We start from the raw sequence: 17,790 nt of genomic DNA on the forward strand, positions 1-17,790 counted from the left end.
AGGCAGCGCCTCCCGGAAAATAGGGATTAGTGGATCTGCCCGTCACCATCGTCCGCGACACCGGCGCGTAAGGCATCGATGTCGATTCGATCAAAGATATAGTGGCTGCCACAATAGTCACAATGCATATCGATACTGCCGCGCTCTTCCAGCAATTGATCCAACTGCTGCGGAGGAAGACTCAGTAATGCGCTGGCGCTTCGCTCACGGGAGCAACTGCAACGGAAGATGATCGGTTGCGGGTCGAATAACGTAACTTGCTCCTGGTTGTACAGGCGGTATAGCACCTCGTTGGCCGGTAGGGTGAACAACTCTTGCGGTGTCACGGTGGCCGTCAGGAGTGCCAGATGGTTGAGATCATCGGTGTTATTGGGTTGTGTCGGTAGGATCTGTAATAGCATACCGGCGGCAGCCGGTTTGCCCTCAGCCTCACCCGTGAAGAGAAACAGCCGAGTCGGCAGTTGCTCGGACTGCATAAAGTAGGCTTCCAGGCAGGCGGCCAGCGTTTCACCCTCTAGGGCGACGACGCCTTGATAGCGCTCCCCCTCCTGCGGGGTAATGGTGATCACCATGACGCCGTTGCCCAGCATCTGTTTCAGGCTGCTATCCGCGGCGATCTCCCCTTGTAGACGGGCTACGCCACGCATCTCCTGGTTATGGTTACCATTAATGACGGCGAGCTTCAGCGGGCCATCGCCTTGCAGTTGGACGGTGATATTACCCGCAAATTTCAGCGTGGCCGTCAGGAGGCTGGTCGCCACGAGTAGCTCACCCAGCAGCGCCTGTACCGGGGCCGGATAGTCGTGATTTTCGAGGATATGGGCATAGGTCTCGCCAGCGTTGACCAGCTCGCCGCGTACGGCCAGATTTTCAAACAGGTAGCGATGTAATTGGTCGTGATGGGACATAGTCATCTCTCTTCAGGCGCCGGTCATTCCGACTGGCCGTGTTTAAATTTAAGCAGGTTGCGCCGCTCTTTCTTATCGGGGCGACGATCGGGGTGCGGCATGCTGAGGGCATTCAGCTTCCGCGCTTGGGCCAGGGCCTCTCGTTTGGCGATGCTCTGCGCGGTCTCTTGATAGAGTCGCTGAGCCTGTTCAGCACCACCGCGTTGTGTACTGAGGGCCAGGACGATGATGGTGCGATCATCGTTGCCCTGGCGTAGGCGGATCTCCGCCCCCACCTCAACGTTGCGGCTAGGTTTGCCGCGTACGCCGTTATAGTGCACTTTCCCGCCGTCGATCATCTCGCGAGCGACGGCCCGAGTCTTGTAAAAACGCGCCGCCCATAGCCATTTATCCAGGCGGACGCCAGCATCATCTGGTGTGGTTTTGCGACTCTCTTTCATCCAACCCTCCTTTCTTGTCCACCTCTGTCGGCAGCGATGGCGGGCAGCAGGTTACGGTAATCATTCAGCGCCGTATGGCGGGTAAAGTGTTTTTCCGCTTTACCGGAGTCGGGATTACTGACGCCCAGACAGTAACGGATGCCGAATTGGCGTGCAGCATCGAGTATCGGCTCGGCATCGTCAACAAACAGCGTCCTGTTCGGATCGAATGCGCAGCGCTGTTGTACCGCCTGCCACAGACGTTGATCCTCTTTGGGATAGCCAAATATGTGGGTGGAATAGAGCAAATCAAGGTGGCTCGCCAATCCGGTCTGCGCCATCTTCATCGCCAATCCATGTGGATGCGCGTTGGTCAGCAGGATGGTACGCCGCCCGCTGGCGCGTAACGCCGACAGGAAGGGCAGAGTATCCGGGCGGATACGCACGCGCTCGCGTTGTTCCAGCGTCATGCGTTGGATATCCAGGCCGAGTCGGGTGCTCCAGTAGTCGAAGCAATACCATTCCAGAGTATGCGCTACGGCCTGATATTCTCGCTGGATTAATGCCTGAGCCGCCTGTGCAGAGATGCCGCGTGTGGCGCTCAAGGTTTGTGGCACCAGCGTCAGCCAAAAATAGTTATCGAAGGCGAGATCGATCAGGGTACCGTCCATGTCTAGCAAGACGGTATCGATATCACTCCAGTCGAGGGTGGGGGTCATGGCGTACTCCGGAAAACGCAGAGGCGGGGGATCAGCGCCCAGTATATTTTCCTAGCGCCCCCTTGTCATGCCACAGTTAAGGGTGTGAGGGCGGATCGAACGGCATAATCTTATGATTGATGCACTGTTCGTAGTAGCGTTGGATCGCCGGAATACGCGCCCGGGCACTGCGCCAGCGACGCACGAAAAGGGTAACGTTGACCGCCAGGACGATACCTAGCGTTAAGAGCAGCGGCGGCATGAGCAGATAACGCCAGAGGCTTAAACCCTCGGGTTGGCTGTGCAGGGTGATATGGCGCGTACCATTGGCATCACTGCGGATATCGGTGATCACGCCGTGTGCGCGGAAGGGCGTATTCAGTAACATGCGCGACAGGTTTTCCAGCTCGCGCCACTGATCTTGCGGACCATACTCATACAGTGAGAGGGTCGGCTGTGGGTGGGTAACCCACTGACGTTTTTCATCGCTGCTGATCAGGAAGCCGCCAGGCGGTGTTACGGCGAGTAACTGCGCCGCCTTACGGGTCTCACGGTTGTAGAAAGAGGAGACGGCGTTGTTGACGATTGTCGCAAGCTGGTGAGCGCTCGCCGGACGCATCAGGACGTTGATGCCCTCTAGGCCGCCGCTGCGTGCCTTCTTGAGCAGCGCACTCCACGACTTACTGTTACTGAGGTTCACCAGCGAGTTCTTCAGTCGAACGCATTCGTTCTTTTGGCCGCATAATGCATCGGTTTTGAGTACGATTGCGGCGAAGTCATTCAGTAGGATCATCCCAGACTTTTGGATCGCACTGGCCAGCGCCGGGCTGACCGCGTTGTCACCCTCTTGCGCGGCGAGCTGGCGGTTAACGGTGGCTTGTAGCGACGCCGCATTATCGATGATATCGGAGTTAGGCTCCGCCATCGGGGTTGCGGTTCCCCAATAGATGGTGCTGCAATCGAAGGGGAGGAAAGGATAACGTTCTCCCTCTTGATAGAGCGCTGGCACATGGCACATGCCCGAGCCTTTGAGGTCCAGCACATCGCCGACTTGTAAGGGCATGGCCGCCAACTGTTGCACGCTGTCGGCGGAGAGCGTTTGTGGGCCGTGTAGCCAAGCGCTGCTGATCTTTAGCGGGACGCTCAACGATTGACTCGTCAACAGTAACAGCAGGCCGAGCAGCGCGGCAACGCTGAACAGCGCGTTGCGCCCCCAGGGTTGTAACGGGAATTGGGTGGCTTCATCGTTGAGCGAAAGAAAACGGCCTTGGCGGACGACATGACGATTCAAATAGATTTCAATCTCGGTCAGCTGGCCAAGATCCTTGTGGATGTAAGGTTGCCAATGTGCCGGGTAGATGAGGTCTAGCGTACCGATGGAGACGTTGTTCAATTGCTCAGTGCAAGATTCGCCGAATAGCCCCCAACGTTTGGGAATGCCGCGTAATAAGTGTATCTCTTTAAGTTGCTTGTTGCTGGGCTTGCGGTATAGGCAGCCGATCCCCCAGACGAGCAAGAGCGCGGCCAGCGCGAGTAGCCACGGCATGAGCGTCGATGGAACGACGAGCGCGACGGCCGCCAAGAGCAGGCCTATGGCCACTGGCAACGCGATATAGCCGCCGCCGCGTTGCTGCAAGCGATGTTCCGCCAGGGTCTCCTGGCGGACACCATATAGATCGACCTGTTCGCCCTCACTGCGGCGGATTGAGGCGGCCGCTTGCGCCGGTTGCGGTAGACGTGGGTTATCTAGGCTTTCCGCCAGGGTATGGCCGTTGATGGCGACGACCAATGGCAAGCTGGCGGTTTTGATCAGTTCGAGACTGTTCTCTTCGGCGATGTACTGTTCCCAGAAGGCTGGCAGGTGGACTTCCTGGTTATCCAGAAAGTAACGATGCTGGCTAGGTGTGTCGCCGGCCAAAGCGTAACGCGTGATGGCGTGAGTGACGGCGTACACCCGATCCCCCTGCGGCATCAGGCGTTGATGTAGCCGTGCGAGGCCCGGGTCGGCGTGCTGGGCGGCGGCATCCAGCCCATGTAGGTAGGCCGAGATTGCTTGCTGCTCTGCCGGCTGCAGTTTACGCTGCTTGGTTTTGACAAAGGGAAAGGATGCAGACAACCGCGACGCTCTCTTGATTGTGTACCAATAGATATAGCCGATAATAACCGCTGTAGGGAGAAGATACAGGAGTGTTGTGATGGATGCGTTCATACCGACGCCCTCACGATGATCACCGTACAGCCAACCTGCACACGTTTCGTCGAATCCTGTGACGACGATTGTTCGCAGCGCCCACCTACCTCTCCCGCGCTGGAACACCGGTTGTGACGGTGATGATTACCAATATAACGCTATGTCGTGGAATGAGTTTGACTGATCTTAAGCCGTTTCCTTCCCGGTGACTCAGCCTAGCATACCCGCTCATCGATCATATCGGTATTGTCCGATTTTTCCTATCCTGTCACGGGATTATCGCCATAAGTCGCGTTCTCGGCGCCAATAATATGAGGTGGGAAGAGGAAGTAAAATAATGGCGACAAATGTTGCGGAAATATGAGCATCTGCGCACAATGCCGTTAGGTACCTTTGGTGATTATCAGCGATTTATCGCGCATGGCATGCCGTTGGCCGTAGCCATCGCGGACCTTGAGGACAGCGGGTTAAGTATGGATAGTTCCACAAAGAAACCCAGGATCCTGGGTGTTGAGACGGTGGCGCACTCACGCTTGTTTAATGTGGAGTCCGTCGATCTAGAGTTTAGTAATGGCGAACGTCGTGTCTATGAGCGTATGCGTCCCTCGGGGCGTGAGGCGGTGATGATCCTGCCGATATTAGGCGAGGATCTGTTGCTGATCCGCGAATATGCGGTGGGCATTGAAGAGTACGAGTTGGGCTTCCCTAAGGGGTTGATCGATCCGGGTGAGCGAGTCTTCCAGGCGGCAAACCGCGAGCTGATGGAGGAAGCGGGCTTCGGGGCGCAGCAGTTTACCTTGTTGCATAAACTCACCATGGCTCCTTCCTACTTTTCTAGCCAGATGAATGTGGTGGTGGCCGAGGAGTTATTCGCGAAACGGTTACAAGGGGATGAGCCAGAAGAGATGCCGGTGATTCGCTGGCCTTTGGCGCGGATGATGGAGCTGTTACAGCAGCCTGACTTCCATGAGGCGCGTAATGTCAGCGCACTGTTCCTGTTGCGCGAGTATTTGCAGCGTGGTGCGGCCTAGCCGGCACTGAGCATGATGGGGAGCGCGGTGAGAATGTCCCCCGGTGTGAGCCCATCTGGCACATAACATAAAAAAGGAGCCGTGAGGCTCCTTTGTGTTTTCTGGGCGGAGTCAGAATAGCTCCTGACTCTGCCCTTCGTTATTGATGATGACCGTGCCTGCATCCGGCGTCGCGTAGTCGGTCGGCTGAGTTCCCTCGATAAAGTACTCGCTACGGCTGTTGCCGCTGCCGGTTGCTAACTTCCCGGTCGCGCGGTCGATCACCACGCTGACGATACCCGGCGGCGGGATCAATGGTTGCTCAGGGATCCCGGTCAGCGCCGACTTCATGAAGGCATCCCAGGCTGGCTGGGCACTCTTTGCCCCACCTTCACCGCCGGAGATCTGATCCTTGATAGCACCGGAGAGGGTGGTACGACCCAGATCACGCCGGTGATCGTCGAAGCCGATCCAGACGCTGGTGACGATGCCCGGTCCATAGCCGGAGAACCACGCATCCTTCGAGCTGTTGGTGGTTCCGGTCTTGCCGCCGATGTCGTGACGTTTCAGATCGCGCATTGCACGCCAGCCAGTCCCCATCCAGCCAGGTTCGCCCCAGATATTGCTGCTCAGGGCATCGTGCATCAGGAAGGCCAGCGGGGTGCTGATGACATGCGGTGCATAGCGCTGATCGCTATCTTGGCTGACCTGACCGGGGGTAACCTGCTCGAGTTCCGGCATCGGCACATCGCCGTTGACGTTTGGCGTCGTGGAGACGGCGACATTTTCCACGTTGTCATCGCTCAGCACAGCTGATTTGGGGGTCGAGCCATAGATTACCGGCAGGTTGCAGCTGTCGCACACCACCTTAGGATGCGCCTCGTAGATGATCTGATCGTTACCATCGACGATGCGGGTGATGAAGTAAGGATCGACCAGATAGCCGCCATTGGCGAAGACGGCGTAGCCACGTACCAGTTGCAACGGCGTAAAGTTGGCGGAACCTAATGCCAGTGACTCCGTCTTGACGATGTTCTGGGCCGGGAAGCCGAAGCGTAGCAGGTAGTCGGCGGCGTAATCCACGCCCATCGCTCGCATGGCGCGCACCATCACGACGTTTTTCGACTCACCTAAACCTTGGCGCAAGCGAATCGGGCCCGCGTAAGTGGGCGGAGAGTTTTTCGGCCGCCAATCGGTACCGGCACCGGCATCCCAGCGAGAGATCGGTAGATCGTTGAGGATGGTCGCCAGCGTCAGCCCCTTATCCATCGCCGCCGTATACAGGAATGGCTTGATGTTCGAGCCGACCTGGCGGACGGATTGCGTCACGCGGTTGAACTTGCTCTGATCGAAGTCAAAGCCGCCAACCAAGGCCTTGATGGCGCCATCTTGTGGATTGATGGAGACCAGGGCGGAGTTGACATCCGGTACTTGCGACAGCCACCACTGCTGGTCACTGTCTTGGCGTACCCAGATCTGTTGCCCACCCTGGAGGACATCGCTCACCTTGCGCGGCGTGGCACCCTGGAGGCGATCGGTGCGGTAGGGGCGAGCCCAGCGCACGGTTGCTAGCGGTAATACGACGGTATTGCCGTTGGCCAACATGACGTTCGCGCTGTCGGCGTTAGCCGACATCACGACGGCGGGCTGAAGTGGGCCATAGGTCGGCAGGCTACGTAGCGTATCGCTGATGCGTTGTGTACTCCAGGCGGGTTGGCCGACTTTCCACAGCACATTGGACGGACCACGGTAACCATGGCGCATATCGTAGTTGAGCACGTTATCGCGCAATGCCGTCTGAGCGGCGACCTGTAGGTGTTTGGTAATGGTGGTGTAGACCTTAAACCCGTCGGTATAGGCATTCTCGCCATACTTATCCACCATCTGCTGGCGAACCATCTCGGCGAGGTAAGGGGCGGAGAAGTCGATCTCTGGCCCATGATAACGGGAGACTAAGGGCTCACTGCGCGCCTGATCGTACTGGGCCTGTGTGATGTAGTGTTCGTCCAGCATGCGACCGAGTACTACATTACGCCGGGCGACCGCGCGCTCATGGGAGTAGAGCGGGTTAAAGGTCGACGGCGCCTTGGGCAGGCCGGCGATCATCGCCATTTCGCTCAGGGTGAGTTGGTCGACCGACTTGCCGAAGTAGACTTGTGCCGCCGCACCGACGCCATAGGCGCGATACCCCAAGTAAATCTTGTTGAGATACAGCTCTAGGATCTCGTCCTTAGTCAGCAATTGCTCGATGCGGATGGCGAGGAAGGCCTCCTTGATCTTACGCATCAGCGTCCGCTCAGGGCTGAGGAAGAAGTTTCTGGCCAGCTGCTGAGTGATGGTACTCGCCCCTTGTGAGGCGTGCCCAGTGAATAAGGCGACGGAGGCTGCACGAAAGATACCGATGGGATCGACGCCATGGTGCTCGAAGAAACGACTATCTTCGGTGGCGATAAAACCCTTGACCATCAACGGTGGGATCTGGGTGAGCGGCAGCGGAATACGGCGTTTTTCGCCATATTGAGCGATGAGGTAGCCGTCGGCGCTATAGACCTGCATCGGTGTCTGTAGGCGTACGTCTTTTAACGTCGCCACATCCGGGAGCTGGGGTTCGACGTATTTGTACAGGCCAAATACCGTAGCGACCCCCAACAGGATGCAACAGAGCACGAAAATGATTAAATACTTTACGAACTTCACCTGAAATTTCCCATTACATGTCAGTTGGGCAGTTTATAAACAAACGGGCAGTAGTATAAAGGCTAGCAGAGATGCTGGATACGTTCTTTTAGTAAGTTGATGATAAGCGGGAGGCAACATGGAATGTGGCCGTTGGTTACTGGGCATCGACATTCAACCGCATCAGCTCATTGCCGTCGCGCTGGTTCGGCGGCGCGATGGCGACCAATTACGCGGTTGGTGGCACTTTCCGCTGCGGGGGGAGGCTACGCCTACGCGATTCCCCGCCGATCTCCCGCAGGCCTTATCGGCATTGCGTGCGCGCCTGCCGCGCCGTCTGTCGGTGCGAACGGCGTTTCCCGTCGAGCAGGCTATCTGCCATACGCTGCCGGGGACTCCCCCGGCGTTAACCCCCCTACAGCAACAAACGTGGTTGCGGGCTCAGAGTGAGCGTCGGTTGATGTTGCCAGCGAGCGAATTGGCGTGTGATTTTACGCGCGTAGCCGATTCGACGGGGTCATGGCAGGTCTGTGCTATCCGTCGCACGCAGCGCGACGCCTGGAGTGCGCTCTTTGCTCAGGCGGGACTCGTGTTACGGCGTTTAACCTTGTTGCCTTGTGCCTTGCGTACCTTGGCGCGTCTGGTCGGTGAGGCGCCAACGGTGCCGTTGATCCACGGCGATGGCCAGCGCTTTTGCTGGATCGCACCCTGGGGTCAGCCGTTGCAGTATGGCTGCATTCCGTGTGAGGCGGGGCTGGCGGCAGCTAGCGCCGCTTGGGAGGCGGCGGCGCCGTCGGGCGAGGAATCTCCCCCGCCCTTACTGTGTGGTCACGGATGTGGCCAGACCGGCTGGGATCCCTTTTCGTTATTACGCCATCGCTCGGCGCCGTTACCGCGTGAACCGGCGCAGTGTTGTGTCGCGCTGGGGCTCGCGTTGATGGCGGAGACACCGCAATGGACGATATAAATCTCTTGCCCTGGCGTGAGTGTTTACGGCGACATCGTCAGCGTACCTTAGTCGCGATGTTGTCCGTGTGGTTGCTGTGTCAGGTAGGGTTAGGCTGGGGCTACGGACAACTGCGGGGGGGATTACGCGCGCCGTTACTCGCGCATCTGGCACAGCAGGCGCGGCAAGCCGCATGGCTTGAGGAGCGGGTCCGGCAGCATACGCTAGCGTTGGCGGCACTCCCCAAGTGGTCGACGTCGGCCACACAATCCGTCTCGCCTTTAGCGCTGCTGGTGCCACAGCTGCGCAAGGTTGCCGCCGTGATCCCGGCGAATGTTTGGTTGACCGGCTTGAACTATGACGCGCCCTATTGGTTATTAATGGGGAAGGGGGTGGGACGGGAGGCCGTGGCGGCGTTTGTCCGGCAGATGGCACAGTGGCAATGGCTAGCATTAAGCCATAACGACGAAGGGGACTGGCGTTTTACGCTACGTCTTTGCGCGGCGGAGGAGTGCCATGAGTGATCTCTGGCTCGCATTATGCCGCGCATTCTATACCTTACCGGCGCGGCAGTTGTGGGGGCGGGTGTTGCTATGTATCGGGCTGCTGTCATCGATATGGCTGCTGGTGGCGGGCGTAGGGCTGGCATGGGAACGGTATACCTTGCGTCGTCACCTGGTACAGGGGGCAGAGCGGCTGGCCGTGTTGCGAGTTCACGCTCTGGCTGTCGAGGCGCAATACGGGCTAGCTGAGGCACTTGCTGCTTCATCCCAGGGACGCCAGACGCAGTGTGCTTCGCTCGCGCAGGTCGCCTTATCGTGGCAAACACAAGCGGATGGCCGCCGCCAGATCACCGGGGAGATGGGGTTTACCGACTTGCTTTCGTTATTGGATCGCCTCGCGGCTTGCGGCCTGGCTGTTACTACGCTGACGGTAACGCCACAGCCTCAAGGCGTGCGGGTTCAGTGGGTTGAGGCACGGGAATGAGGTGGGCGTGGGGCTTGATTATCGGGCTGTTGCCCTGCCTGGCCATTGCCGCGCGCGATCCGTTTGCGGCACCTCGCCGCATGCCGAGCGCGAGAGTGACGGCGAGCGCGGCTGGCTTGGTCGCCGATGCGCGTTGTTTCACGTTGTGGCAGCGCGATGCGCAGGGGCATTGGCACCCGTCCGCCACTGGTTCCTCTCCGCGTACCGATGCTGCCGCCAGCACGGGACAGCGGTTCGATTTTCCTCGGTTAGCACGCCCTCTCTTCCCTTGCCCATCGCACGCGGCGTCCTCTTTCGGCGGCGTACGATGAGATGGCGACTCCTCGTCCTATTGCTGCTGGCCTGTTCGGCTCGAGCGCGAGAGACCCCCTTGACGGTTTGGTTCGATCACGCCCCGCTGCGCACGGTGCTTCAAGCGGTGGCGGAGTTTGCCGGTCTGAATTTGATCCTGAGCGATGAACTGAACATCGCGGCGACGGTGCATATTGTGCAGACACCTTGGCCGCAGCTACTGGATGCCCTGGCCGAAATGTACGATCTCAGCGTAGTGACGCGCGATGGCATTCTGTTGGTACAGAGCCGGGAGCGAGCGCAGCGTCGGGCACCGCCCGCCGCCCGTCCAGCGGCGCACCTGCGTAGCCAACGGCTGGTGTTGCATCACGCCGATGCGTTAACGGTGGAGAAGAGCCTGCGCCAGCGGCGCGATCTGTTGGGTGTCGGAGGCAGTGTGGTGGCGGATGTGCGCACTAACGCGTTGTTATTACGTACGGAGACGACGCGTCTGGCTAGCGTGGCGGAGTGGGTTACCCAGTTAGACGTCCCGCTACCCCAGATACAGCTGGCGGCACATATCGTCTCGATGAGTCAGGAGGGGCTGCGCGAATTAGGCATTCGTTGGCGTAACGGTACGGCCAGCGAGGGTGAACACGAGGTTAGACGTCGGGAGGATGAGGCCTATTTTAGTGCCGGTATCCAGGTGGCGCATATCGGTGGTCAGGCATTGGCGATGACGTTGGCGGCCTTGGAGCGGCAAGATAAGGTGGCGATCATCGCCAGTCCGCAGTTGATGGCCGCCCACGGCCAGATGGCGAGCATCAAGCAGGGCAGCGAACTCCCCTACGCCGTCTCCAACGGCGAGCGCGGCGTCAGCACCATGGAGTTTAAGGAAGCCGTGTTGGGTATGTCGGTGACGCCACGCGTGCTCGCCGATGAGCGCATCGAGTTGGCTTTGCAGATTACGCAGAACATGCCAGGGCGCCTGGTGCGGCAAGGCGATAGCGAAGCATTGGCTATCGACAAACAGGAGATTTCGACTCAGGTTACGCTGCCTAACGGCGATACGGCCGTATTGGGCGGTATCTTTCAATATCAGCGCCAGGATGGGTACGAGGGCTTTCCCTGGCTCGCCAGCATTCCTCTCTTGGGTCATCTATTGCGCCGCGATAGCCAACGTAGCGAGCGGCGCGAACTGGTCATTTTTATCACACCGACACTGCTGCCAGCGCCCTGATAAGGGGCGATCCGACGCCATTTTTAAGCACTTGGAAAAAAATTTTTATCACATGAATGGTTTCCGCGTTTGACGCTGGCTGGGATTTGGCATACAAGGTTAGCGGTTTGCGCCTTGTTCCGTCCCACGTCTCTCATCGCCTCCAACCGGGTGCGCATGCCGGAGCGCACGGAAATTTATTCGGTTGCCAAACGGCCTTGAGTGTTGAGATAATTTTTCATCTGATCTCGCACTATCTTCATGAGGTTTCAGTTTAGGTCCCGTCGCTAATTTGATTGGCGGGGCGGGTTATCATTAACGTATTGTCTTAGTAGTACCGAAAACATGGCAGAGAAACGCAATATCTTTCTGGTTGGGCCTATGGGTGCCGGCAAAAGTACTATTGGCCGTCAGTTAGCGCAGCAGCTGAACATGGAATTTTTCGACTCCGATCAGGAGATCGAACGTCGTACCGGCGCCGATGTAAGCTGGGTCTTTGATGTTGAAGGCGAAGAGGGCTTTCGCGATCGTGAAGAGAAAGTCATCAATGAACTGACGGAAAAACAAGGCATCGTGCTGGCGACCGGAGGTGGCTCGGTCAAATCTCGCGAGACCCGTAACCGCTTGTCTGCCCGAGGCGTGGTCGTTTACTTAGAAACCACCATCGAAAAGCAGTTGGCGCGTACGCAGCGCGATAAGAAACGCCCGCTGTTGCAGGTCGATACGCCGCGCGAAGTGCTGGAACAACTGGCGCAAGAACGCAATCCGCTGTATGAAGAGATTGCCGATGTCACCATCCGTACGGATGAACAGAGCGCTAAAGTGGTCGCCAACCAGATTATCCACCTGTTGGAAAATAACTAAACGGTTGGCTAAAGGTTAGTGCGGTAACGGGGGACAGGTTGTGGAAAGGATCACCGTCACGCTCGGGGAGCGTAGCTACCCGATCAGCATCGCCAGCGGGTTGTTTGCTCAGGAAGCCGCCTTCTGGCCGCTCTGTTCCGGTGAGCAGGCCATGTTGGTTACCAATGAGACCCTCGCAGAGTTGTATCTGGAGTCGGTTCAGCGGACGTTGGCACGAGCAGGCGTCCGCGTCGAATGCGTGATCCTGCCGGATGGCGAGCAGTATAAATCGCTGGCGGTGTTGGATCAGGTATTCAGCGCCTTACTGACCAGTAATCACGGGCGTGACACGACGCTGGTGGCGTTGGGGGGCGGTGTGATCGGTGACCTCACGGGGTTTGCTGCCGCCTGTTACCAACGCGGAGTGCGTTTCATCCAGGTGCCGACGACGTTGTTGGCGCAGGTTGACTCCTCCGTCGGCGGTAAGACGGCCGTCAACCACCCGCTGGGTAAGAACATGATCGGTGCGTTTTATCAGCCGGCCAGCGTGGTGATTGATATCGACTGTCTGCAAACCTTGCCACCCCGCGAGCTTTCTGCCGGTCTGGCAGAGGTGATTAAGTACGGCGTGATTATGGATGGTGACTTCTTTATCTGGCTTGAGAGTCAGATGGAGGCGTTGCGGCGTTTAGAGCCCGCCGCGATCACCTACTGCATCCGTCGTTGCTGTGAGCTGAAAGCCCAGGTCGTGGCAGAGGATGAGCACGAGCAGGGTAATCGGGCGCTATTGAATTTGGGTCATACCTTTGGTCATGCCATCGAAGCCGGTATGGGCTATGGTAACTGGCTACATGGTGAAGCGGTTGCGGCCGGGACGATGATGGCGGCACATCTTGCTTGCCGTCTGGGTTACCTGCCTGCCGCACAGGTTGAGCGCATCGCGGCGTTACTACGGCGTGCTGGCTTACCGACTCAAGGCCCCGCCGATATGGCGCCGGAGGCCTATCTACCGCATATGTTACGCGATAAAAAGGTATTGGGCGGGCACTTACGCTTGGTACTGCCGACGGCGATTGGCCAGGCTGGGGTGTATGCTGGGGTCAGTCATGACGCGGTATTGGCTGCGATAGCGGACTGCCAGGCCTGAATAGCGATTTGCGAGTCTCCGGCGTTTGTTCGCCGGCTTTGCCCCTAAGTGGAGGGTGAGATGGATCAAGAAGAGTTTAAAGCAGACGATGAGTTAAAACCGGACGCCAGCGATCGTCGTCCGCCGCGCGCGCGTAATCGCCGTCCGGCGTCGCCGCGTCTGGCGGTATCGCGCCAACATTTGATGATTGGTGCTGGGGTCTTAGTCTTATTGGTGGTGATCGTCGCTATCGGTTCAGCGTTGAAGTCTCCTTCCAAAGGAAGCGTTGCACCAGCGGGTGCGACGAGCGGTGCCAGGGAGATTAACCTTGCCAACACCTCTTCCCCGACCAATGCCGCGGCCTCCGGTAGTAATCTGACCGACATGCAGGATGGCAGTGGCGTGAGCAACTCGGCACAGCTGGGTCAGCCACAGCCGATCTCCATGCCACCCGTCTCCTCGACACCGACACAGTCCGCGCCGGCGATGCCCGCGAATGGGCAGCAGCGCATCGATTTGGCCGGTAACTCCATCTCTGATGCCCTAACGCAGCAGCAGGGGGCATTGGATTCGTTAGCGCAGGTCGATACCTTGCCGACGGGGCCGGCAACCCTGGCCAGCGGCGCAGCGCGTCAACCCAAGGCGGTAGAGAATGGCTTGCGTCCGTTGCCGAGCAAGACGACTCCGCGCCGCGAGGAGAAGGCACCGTCCCGCCATAATGAAAAACGACCGCTACGGACGCCAGAGGCGAGCGCGCCGAAGCAGACGGCACATCTGCCGGTGGTCGGCAGTAACGGTAAGCAAGCCGCCCATTTACCGACGGCTGCGGGCAGTAGCGCCGGTAGTTCGCTGAAGAGCGCGCCAGCTAGCCATTACACCCTGCAACTGAGCGGCGCCTCTCAGCCGAATACACTGAATGCGTTCGCTCGTCGCCAAAATCTGAGCCACTACTGGGTCTATGAGACCTCCCGTAATGGTAAGCCTTGGTATGTGTTGGTCAGCGGTAGCTATGCGACGCCAGCAGAGGCACGGCGGGCGGTTGCCTCCCTGCCGGCCGAGGTACAGGCGATGAAACCTTGGGCTCGCCCGTTGAGCCAGGTGCAAAAGGACGCAAAGTAAGCGGCCATCAATGAAACGCGCGCGATGTGCTGTCCGAGAAAAGGTACGCCCCGGCGAATTGAACGAGTAGATATAACAGACTGGCGACGGCATGAAGAAGAAGCGCGCATTTTTGAAATGGGCCGGCGGAAAATATCCTTTGATTGAAGAGATCCGTCGGCATCTGCCGGCGGGCGAAAGGTTGGTAGAGCCTTTCGTTGGCGCCGGTTCCGTGTTCTTAAACACGGATTATGATGAGTACCTATTGGCGGATATCAACGCCGATCTGGTCGGTCTGTACAACATTGTGAAGGATGAGACGGATCGTTTCATCGGTGATGCCCGTCAGTTGTTCTGCCCCGAGCTGAATGTGGCGGAAGAGTATTATCGCATTCGTACGGCCTTTAACGCGAGTGATGACCGCTATCAGCGGGCATTGTACTTTCTGTATTTGAATCGGCACTGCTACAACGGCCTGTGTCGTTATAACGCCAAAGGGGAGTTTAACGTCCCCTTCGGTCGCTATAAGAAACCCTATTTCCCGCAGGAGGAGCTGGAGTTCTTTGCCCGTAAGGCCGAGCGCGCCATCTTCATCTGCGAACATTACCAGCAGACGATGCTGCGGGCACAGACGGGAGCGGTAGTGTATTGCGATCCGCCGTATGCTCCCCTGTCGGCCACCGCTAATTTTACCGCCTACCATGCCAATAGTTTCGGCATCGCTGAACAGATGCGTCTGGCCGAGTTGGCTACTGAGTTGGCCGCGCGCCAGATACCGGTCTTGATCTCCAACCATGAGACACCGTTGACGCGTGAGTGGTATGCGCAGGCTGCTGAGTTGCATGTGGTAACGGTCCGGCGCACGATCAGCCGTAAGAGTGACGGTCGCAGCAAAGTGAATGAATTGTTGGCGCTGTACGGCAAGCGTTAAGCGTTGTCGTCCGCCTGTCCCTGAGCCCAGGAGAAACGGATGAACCCATATTTAATCGCCCCGTCGATTTTGTCCGCAGACTTTGCCCGGCTGGGTGAAGACACTGCGAAGGTGTTGGCTGCCGGTGCCGATGTGGTGCACTTCGATGTCATGGATAATCACTATGTCCCGAATCTGACCATCGGCCCGATGGTTTGTAAGGCGCTGCGTGATTACGGCATCAGCGCCCCGATCGATGTCCATCTGATGGTGAAGCCGGTTGATCGCATCATTCCCGATTTTGCCGAGGCGGGAGCTAGCATTATTACCTTCCATCCGGAAGCCTCCGAACATATCGACCGGACCTTGCAATTGATCCGTAGCTGCGGCTGTAAGGCTGGCCTGGTGCTCAATCCGGCGACACCGTTGAGCTGCCTGGATTATGTGATGGATCGCCTGGATACCATCCTGCTGATGTCGGTCAACCCGGGTTTCGGCGGTCAGTCTTTCATTCCCGCGACGCTGGATAAGCTGCGTCAGGTTCGTGAGCGTATCGATGCCAGTGGCCTGGATATCCGCCTCGAGGTCGACGGTGGTGTGAAGGTCGATAACATCGGCGCCATCGCGGCGGCGGGGGCCGACATGTTTGTCGCCGGTTCGGCGATCTTCAGTCAGCCGGATTATGCCCAGGTGATCGCAGCCATGCGTCAAGAAATCGCGCAGGCCTGTCATGAATAAGGGTGTTGCGATTCAGGCATTGGCCTTTGATTTAGATGGTACGTTGGTGGATAGCGCCCCGGGGTTAGCGGCGGCCACCGATGCGGCGCTGGTGGAGTTGGGTTATCCCGCTCCGGGCGTCGAGCGTGTGAAGTTGTGGTTGGGTAACGGGGCCGATGTGTTGATGCAGCGCGCCCTGAGCTGGGCCGGTGCGCCGCAAGACGCCGCGTTATGCCAGCGCGCGCGAGCCGCATTCGACGCGCATTACGCCGAGAGTGCGCATCAGGGATGCCAGTTATTTCCCGGTGTCCGTGAAACGTTGGGCGTGTTGGCGGCCAAGGGATTCCCTCTGGCGGTGATCACCAATAAGCCTTCGCCCTTCGTGCGTCCGATGTTGGAGCGTCTGGGGATCGATCGTTTCTTCAGTCAGGTGATCGGTGGCGACGACGTCATTAAGCGTAAGCCTCACCCCGCCCCGCTCTATTTGGTCTTGGCTCAGTGGGGGGTTAAAGCGAGCGAGATGCTGTTCGTCGGCGACTCACGCAACGATATCCAGGCCGGTCAGGCGGCCGGTTGTCCTACCGTTGGTTTGACCTACGGTTATAACTATGGTGAATCTATCGCCACCAGTGAGCCTTGCCGCGTACTGGATGATTTTTCTGGACTGCTGCCTCTGGTGGGGCTAGCACCGCTGAACTGAATTGATAAGGACAGGAATGTGACCATGAGTAAGCCCATCGTCTTCAGCGGCGCACAGCCGTCTGGTGAACTCACCATCGGTAACTATATGGGCGCACTGCGTCAATGGGTGCAGATGCAGGATGAGTATGACTGCATTTATTGCATCGTCGATCAGCATGCCATTACCGTGCGTCAGGATGCGGATAAGTTGCGCAGCGCGACGCTGGATACGCTGGCGCTCTACCTGGCCTGTGGTATCGATCCGCAGAAGAGCACCATCTTCGTGCAGTCCCATGTGCCGGAGCACGCCCAACTGGGCTGGGTACTCAACTGCTATACCTATTTCGGCGAGTTGAGCCGTATGACGCAGTTTAAGGATAAGTCGGCGCGCTATGCAGAGAATATTAATGCTGGCCTGTTCGATTATCCGGTGCTGATGGCGGCGGATATCCTGCTGTATCAGACCAACCAGGTACCGGTTGGGGAAGATCAGAAGCAGCATCTGGAGCTGAGCCGTGATGTGGCGGCGCGTTTTAATGCGCTGTATGGCGACATCTTCAAGATCCCTGAGCCGTTTATTCCCAAGTCCGGCGCTCGTGTCATGTCGCTGTTGGAGCCGACCAAAAAGATGTCTAAGTCGGATGACAACCGTAACAACGTCATCGGCTTGCTGGAAGATCCCAAGGCGGTAACCAAGAAGATCAAGCGCGCGGTGACCGACTCCGATGAGCCGCCAGTCGTACGTTACGACGTGGTCAATAAGGCTGGGGTGTCGAATCTGCTGGATATTCTCTCTGGAGTGACCGGTAAGAGTATTGCCGAGCTGGAGGCCGAGTTTGACGGTAAAATGTATGGCCATCTGAAGGGGGCGGTAGCCGAGGCCGTCTCTGGCATGCTCGCCGAGTTGCAGGAGCGTTACCATCGCTTCCGTAACGATGAAGCCTACTTACAGGAAGTGATGCGTGAGGGTGCCGCGAAGGCGCGCGCGCGCGCCGCGCAGACCCTGAGTCAGGTCTATCAGGCTATCGGGTTCGTTGCTCAGCCATAAGCAGGCAAGGTTAATCACAGAAGGGGAGCCAGCGGCTCCCCTT

The 17,790-nt window shown here is 58.2% G+C and carries 17 protein-coding genes; 12 read left to right on the forward strand and 5 right to left on the reverse strand.

From position 1 onward, the window contains the following. Nucleotides 1–26 precede the first annotated feature (26 nt). The 4 genes from hslO to DCL27_RS01240 all read right to left on the reverse strand — a co-directional run bounded on the left by hslO (nt 27) and on the right by DCL27_RS01240 (nt 4,234). Nucleotides 27–908 (reverse strand): Hsp33 family molecular chaperone HslO, encoded by an 882-nt coding sequence (gene hslO, locus DCL27_RS01225; protein WP_035596364.1) that lies wholly within the window; start codon nt 906–908, stop codon nt 27–29. A 23-nt stretch (nt 909–931) separates the two neighbouring features. Beyond that, nucleotides 932–1,348, reverse strand: a complete 417-nt coding sequence (gene hslR / locus DCL27_RS01230; RefSeq protein ID WP_035596366.1) for a ribosome-associated heat shock protein Hsp15 — start codon at nt 1,346–1,348, stop codon at nt 932–934. Beyond that, complete coding sequence (yrfG, locus tag DCL27_RS01235; RefSeq protein ID WP_005290487.1) at nt 1,345–2,046, reverse strand: GMP/IMP nucleotidase; 702 nt, start codon at nt 2,044–2,046, stop codon at nt 1,345–1,347. The genes hslR and yrfG overlap by 4 nt, the downstream gene beginning before the upstream one ends. Nucleotides 2,047–2,122: 76 nt before the next feature. Beyond that, nucleotides 2,123–4,234, reverse strand: coding sequence for an IgaA/UmoB family intracellular growth attenuator (locus DCL27_RS01240; protein WP_005297469.1), 2,112 nt, complete (start codon nt 4,232–4,234; stop codon nt 2,123–2,125). Nucleotides 4,235–4,689: 455 nt separating this feature from the next. Here DCL27_RS01240 and nudE point away from each other — a divergent pair, with 455 nt between their 5' ends. After that, nucleotides 4,690–5,247 carry an ADP compounds hydrolase NudE gene (gene nudE, locus DCL27_RS01245; protein WP_005297471.1) on the forward strand — a complete coding sequence of 186 codons (558 nt, stop codon included), beginning with the start codon at nt 4,690–4,692 and terminating at the stop codon, nt 5,245–5,247. Between the two features lie 111 nt (nt 5,248–5,358). On the opposite strand, the gene mrcA is transcribed toward nudE, so the two are convergent. Further along, nucleotides 5,359–7,923 (reverse strand): peptidoglycan glycosyltransferase/peptidoglycan DD-transpeptidase MrcA, encoded by a 2,565-nt coding sequence (gene mrcA / locus DCL27_RS01250; RefSeq protein WP_035596370.1) that lies wholly within the window; start codon nt 7,921–7,923, stop codon nt 5,359–5,361. 118 nt (nt 7,924–8,041) lie between these two features. On the opposite strand from mrcA, the gene DCL27_RS01255 reads away from it, so the two are divergent. The 11 genes from DCL27_RS01255 (at nt 8,042) to trpS (ending at nt 17,747) form a co-directional block, all read left to right on the forward strand. Continuing rightward, complete coding sequence (locus DCL27_RS01255) at nt 8,042–8,869, forward strand: type IV pilus biogenesis protein PilM (protein ID WP_035596371.1); 828 nt, start codon at nt 8,042–8,044, stop codon at nt 8,867–8,869. Then, nucleotides 8,857–9,372, forward strand: a complete 516-nt coding sequence (locus DCL27_RS01260) for a PilN domain-containing protein (protein WP_035596372.1) — start codon at nt 8,857–8,859, stop codon at nt 9,370–9,372. Before DCL27_RS01255 ends, DCL27_RS01260 begins: the two co-directional genes overlap by 13 nt. After that, nucleotides 9,365–9,835 (forward strand): hypothetical protein, encoded by a 471-nt coding sequence (locus DCL27_RS01265; protein ID WP_035596376.1) that lies wholly within the window; start codon nt 9,365–9,367, stop codon nt 9,833–9,835. Before DCL27_RS01260 ends, DCL27_RS01265 begins: the two co-directional genes overlap by 8 nt. Before the next feature lie 307 nt (nt 9,836–10,142). Continuing rightward, nucleotides 10,143–11,345: a secretin N-terminal domain-containing protein gene (locus DCL27_RS01270; RefSeq protein ID WP_005290471.1), complete on the forward strand. Its 1,203-nt coding sequence runs from the start codon at nt 10,143–10,145 to the stop codon at nt 11,343–11,345. Nucleotides 11,346–11,669: 324 nt separating this feature from the next. Then, nucleotides 11,670–12,188, forward strand: coding sequence for a shikimate kinase AroK (gene aroK / locus DCL27_RS01275; protein WP_005290467.1), 519 nt, complete (start codon nt 11,670–11,672; stop codon nt 12,186–12,188). A gap of 40 nt (nt 12,189–12,228) precedes the next feature. Further along, entirely contained in the window at nt 12,229–13,314 is a 1,086-nt protein-coding gene (gene aroB, locus DCL27_RS01280) for a 3-dehydroquinate synthase (protein ID WP_005290465.1), read from the forward strand. A gap of 60 nt (nt 13,315–13,374) precedes the next feature. Further along, nucleotides 13,375–14,412, forward strand: a complete 1,038-nt coding sequence (locus DCL27_RS01285; protein ID WP_035596379.1) for an SPOR domain-containing protein — start codon at nt 13,375–13,377, stop codon at nt 14,410–14,412. Between the two features lie 91 nt (nt 14,413–14,503). Next, complete coding sequence (gene dam, locus DCL27_RS01290; RefSeq protein ID WP_035596382.1) at nt 14,504–15,322, forward strand: adenine-specific DNA-methyltransferase; 819 nt, start codon at nt 14,504–14,506, stop codon at nt 15,320–15,322. 39 nt (nt 15,323–15,361) lie between these two features. After that, entirely contained in the window at nt 15,362–16,039 is a 678-nt protein-coding gene (gene rpe, locus DCL27_RS01295) for a ribulose-phosphate 3-epimerase (protein WP_005290459.1), read from the forward strand. After that, nucleotides 16,032–16,718, forward strand: a complete 687-nt coding sequence (locus DCL27_RS01300) for a phosphoglycolate phosphatase (RefSeq protein ID WP_005290457.1) — start codon at nt 16,032–16,034, stop codon at nt 16,716–16,718. The genes rpe and DCL27_RS01300 overlap by 8 nt, the downstream gene beginning before the upstream one ends. 24 nt (nt 16,719–16,742) lie before the next feature. Continuing rightward, the gene (gene trpS / locus DCL27_RS01305) at nt 16,743–17,747 is read left to right on the forward strand and encodes a tryptophan--tRNA ligase (protein WP_005290454.1); all 1,005 of its coding nucleotides are present in this window, start codon (nt 16,743–16,745) and stop codon (nt 17,745–17,747) included. Nucleotides 17,748–17,790: the final 43 nt, after the last annotated feature.

Source organism: Edwardsiella tarda ATCC 15947 = NBRC 105688, from assembly GCF_003113495.2.
GTDB classification, from domain to species: Bacteria; Pseudomonadota; Gammaproteobacteria; order Enterobacterales; family Enterobacteriaceae; genus Edwardsiella; species Edwardsiella tarda.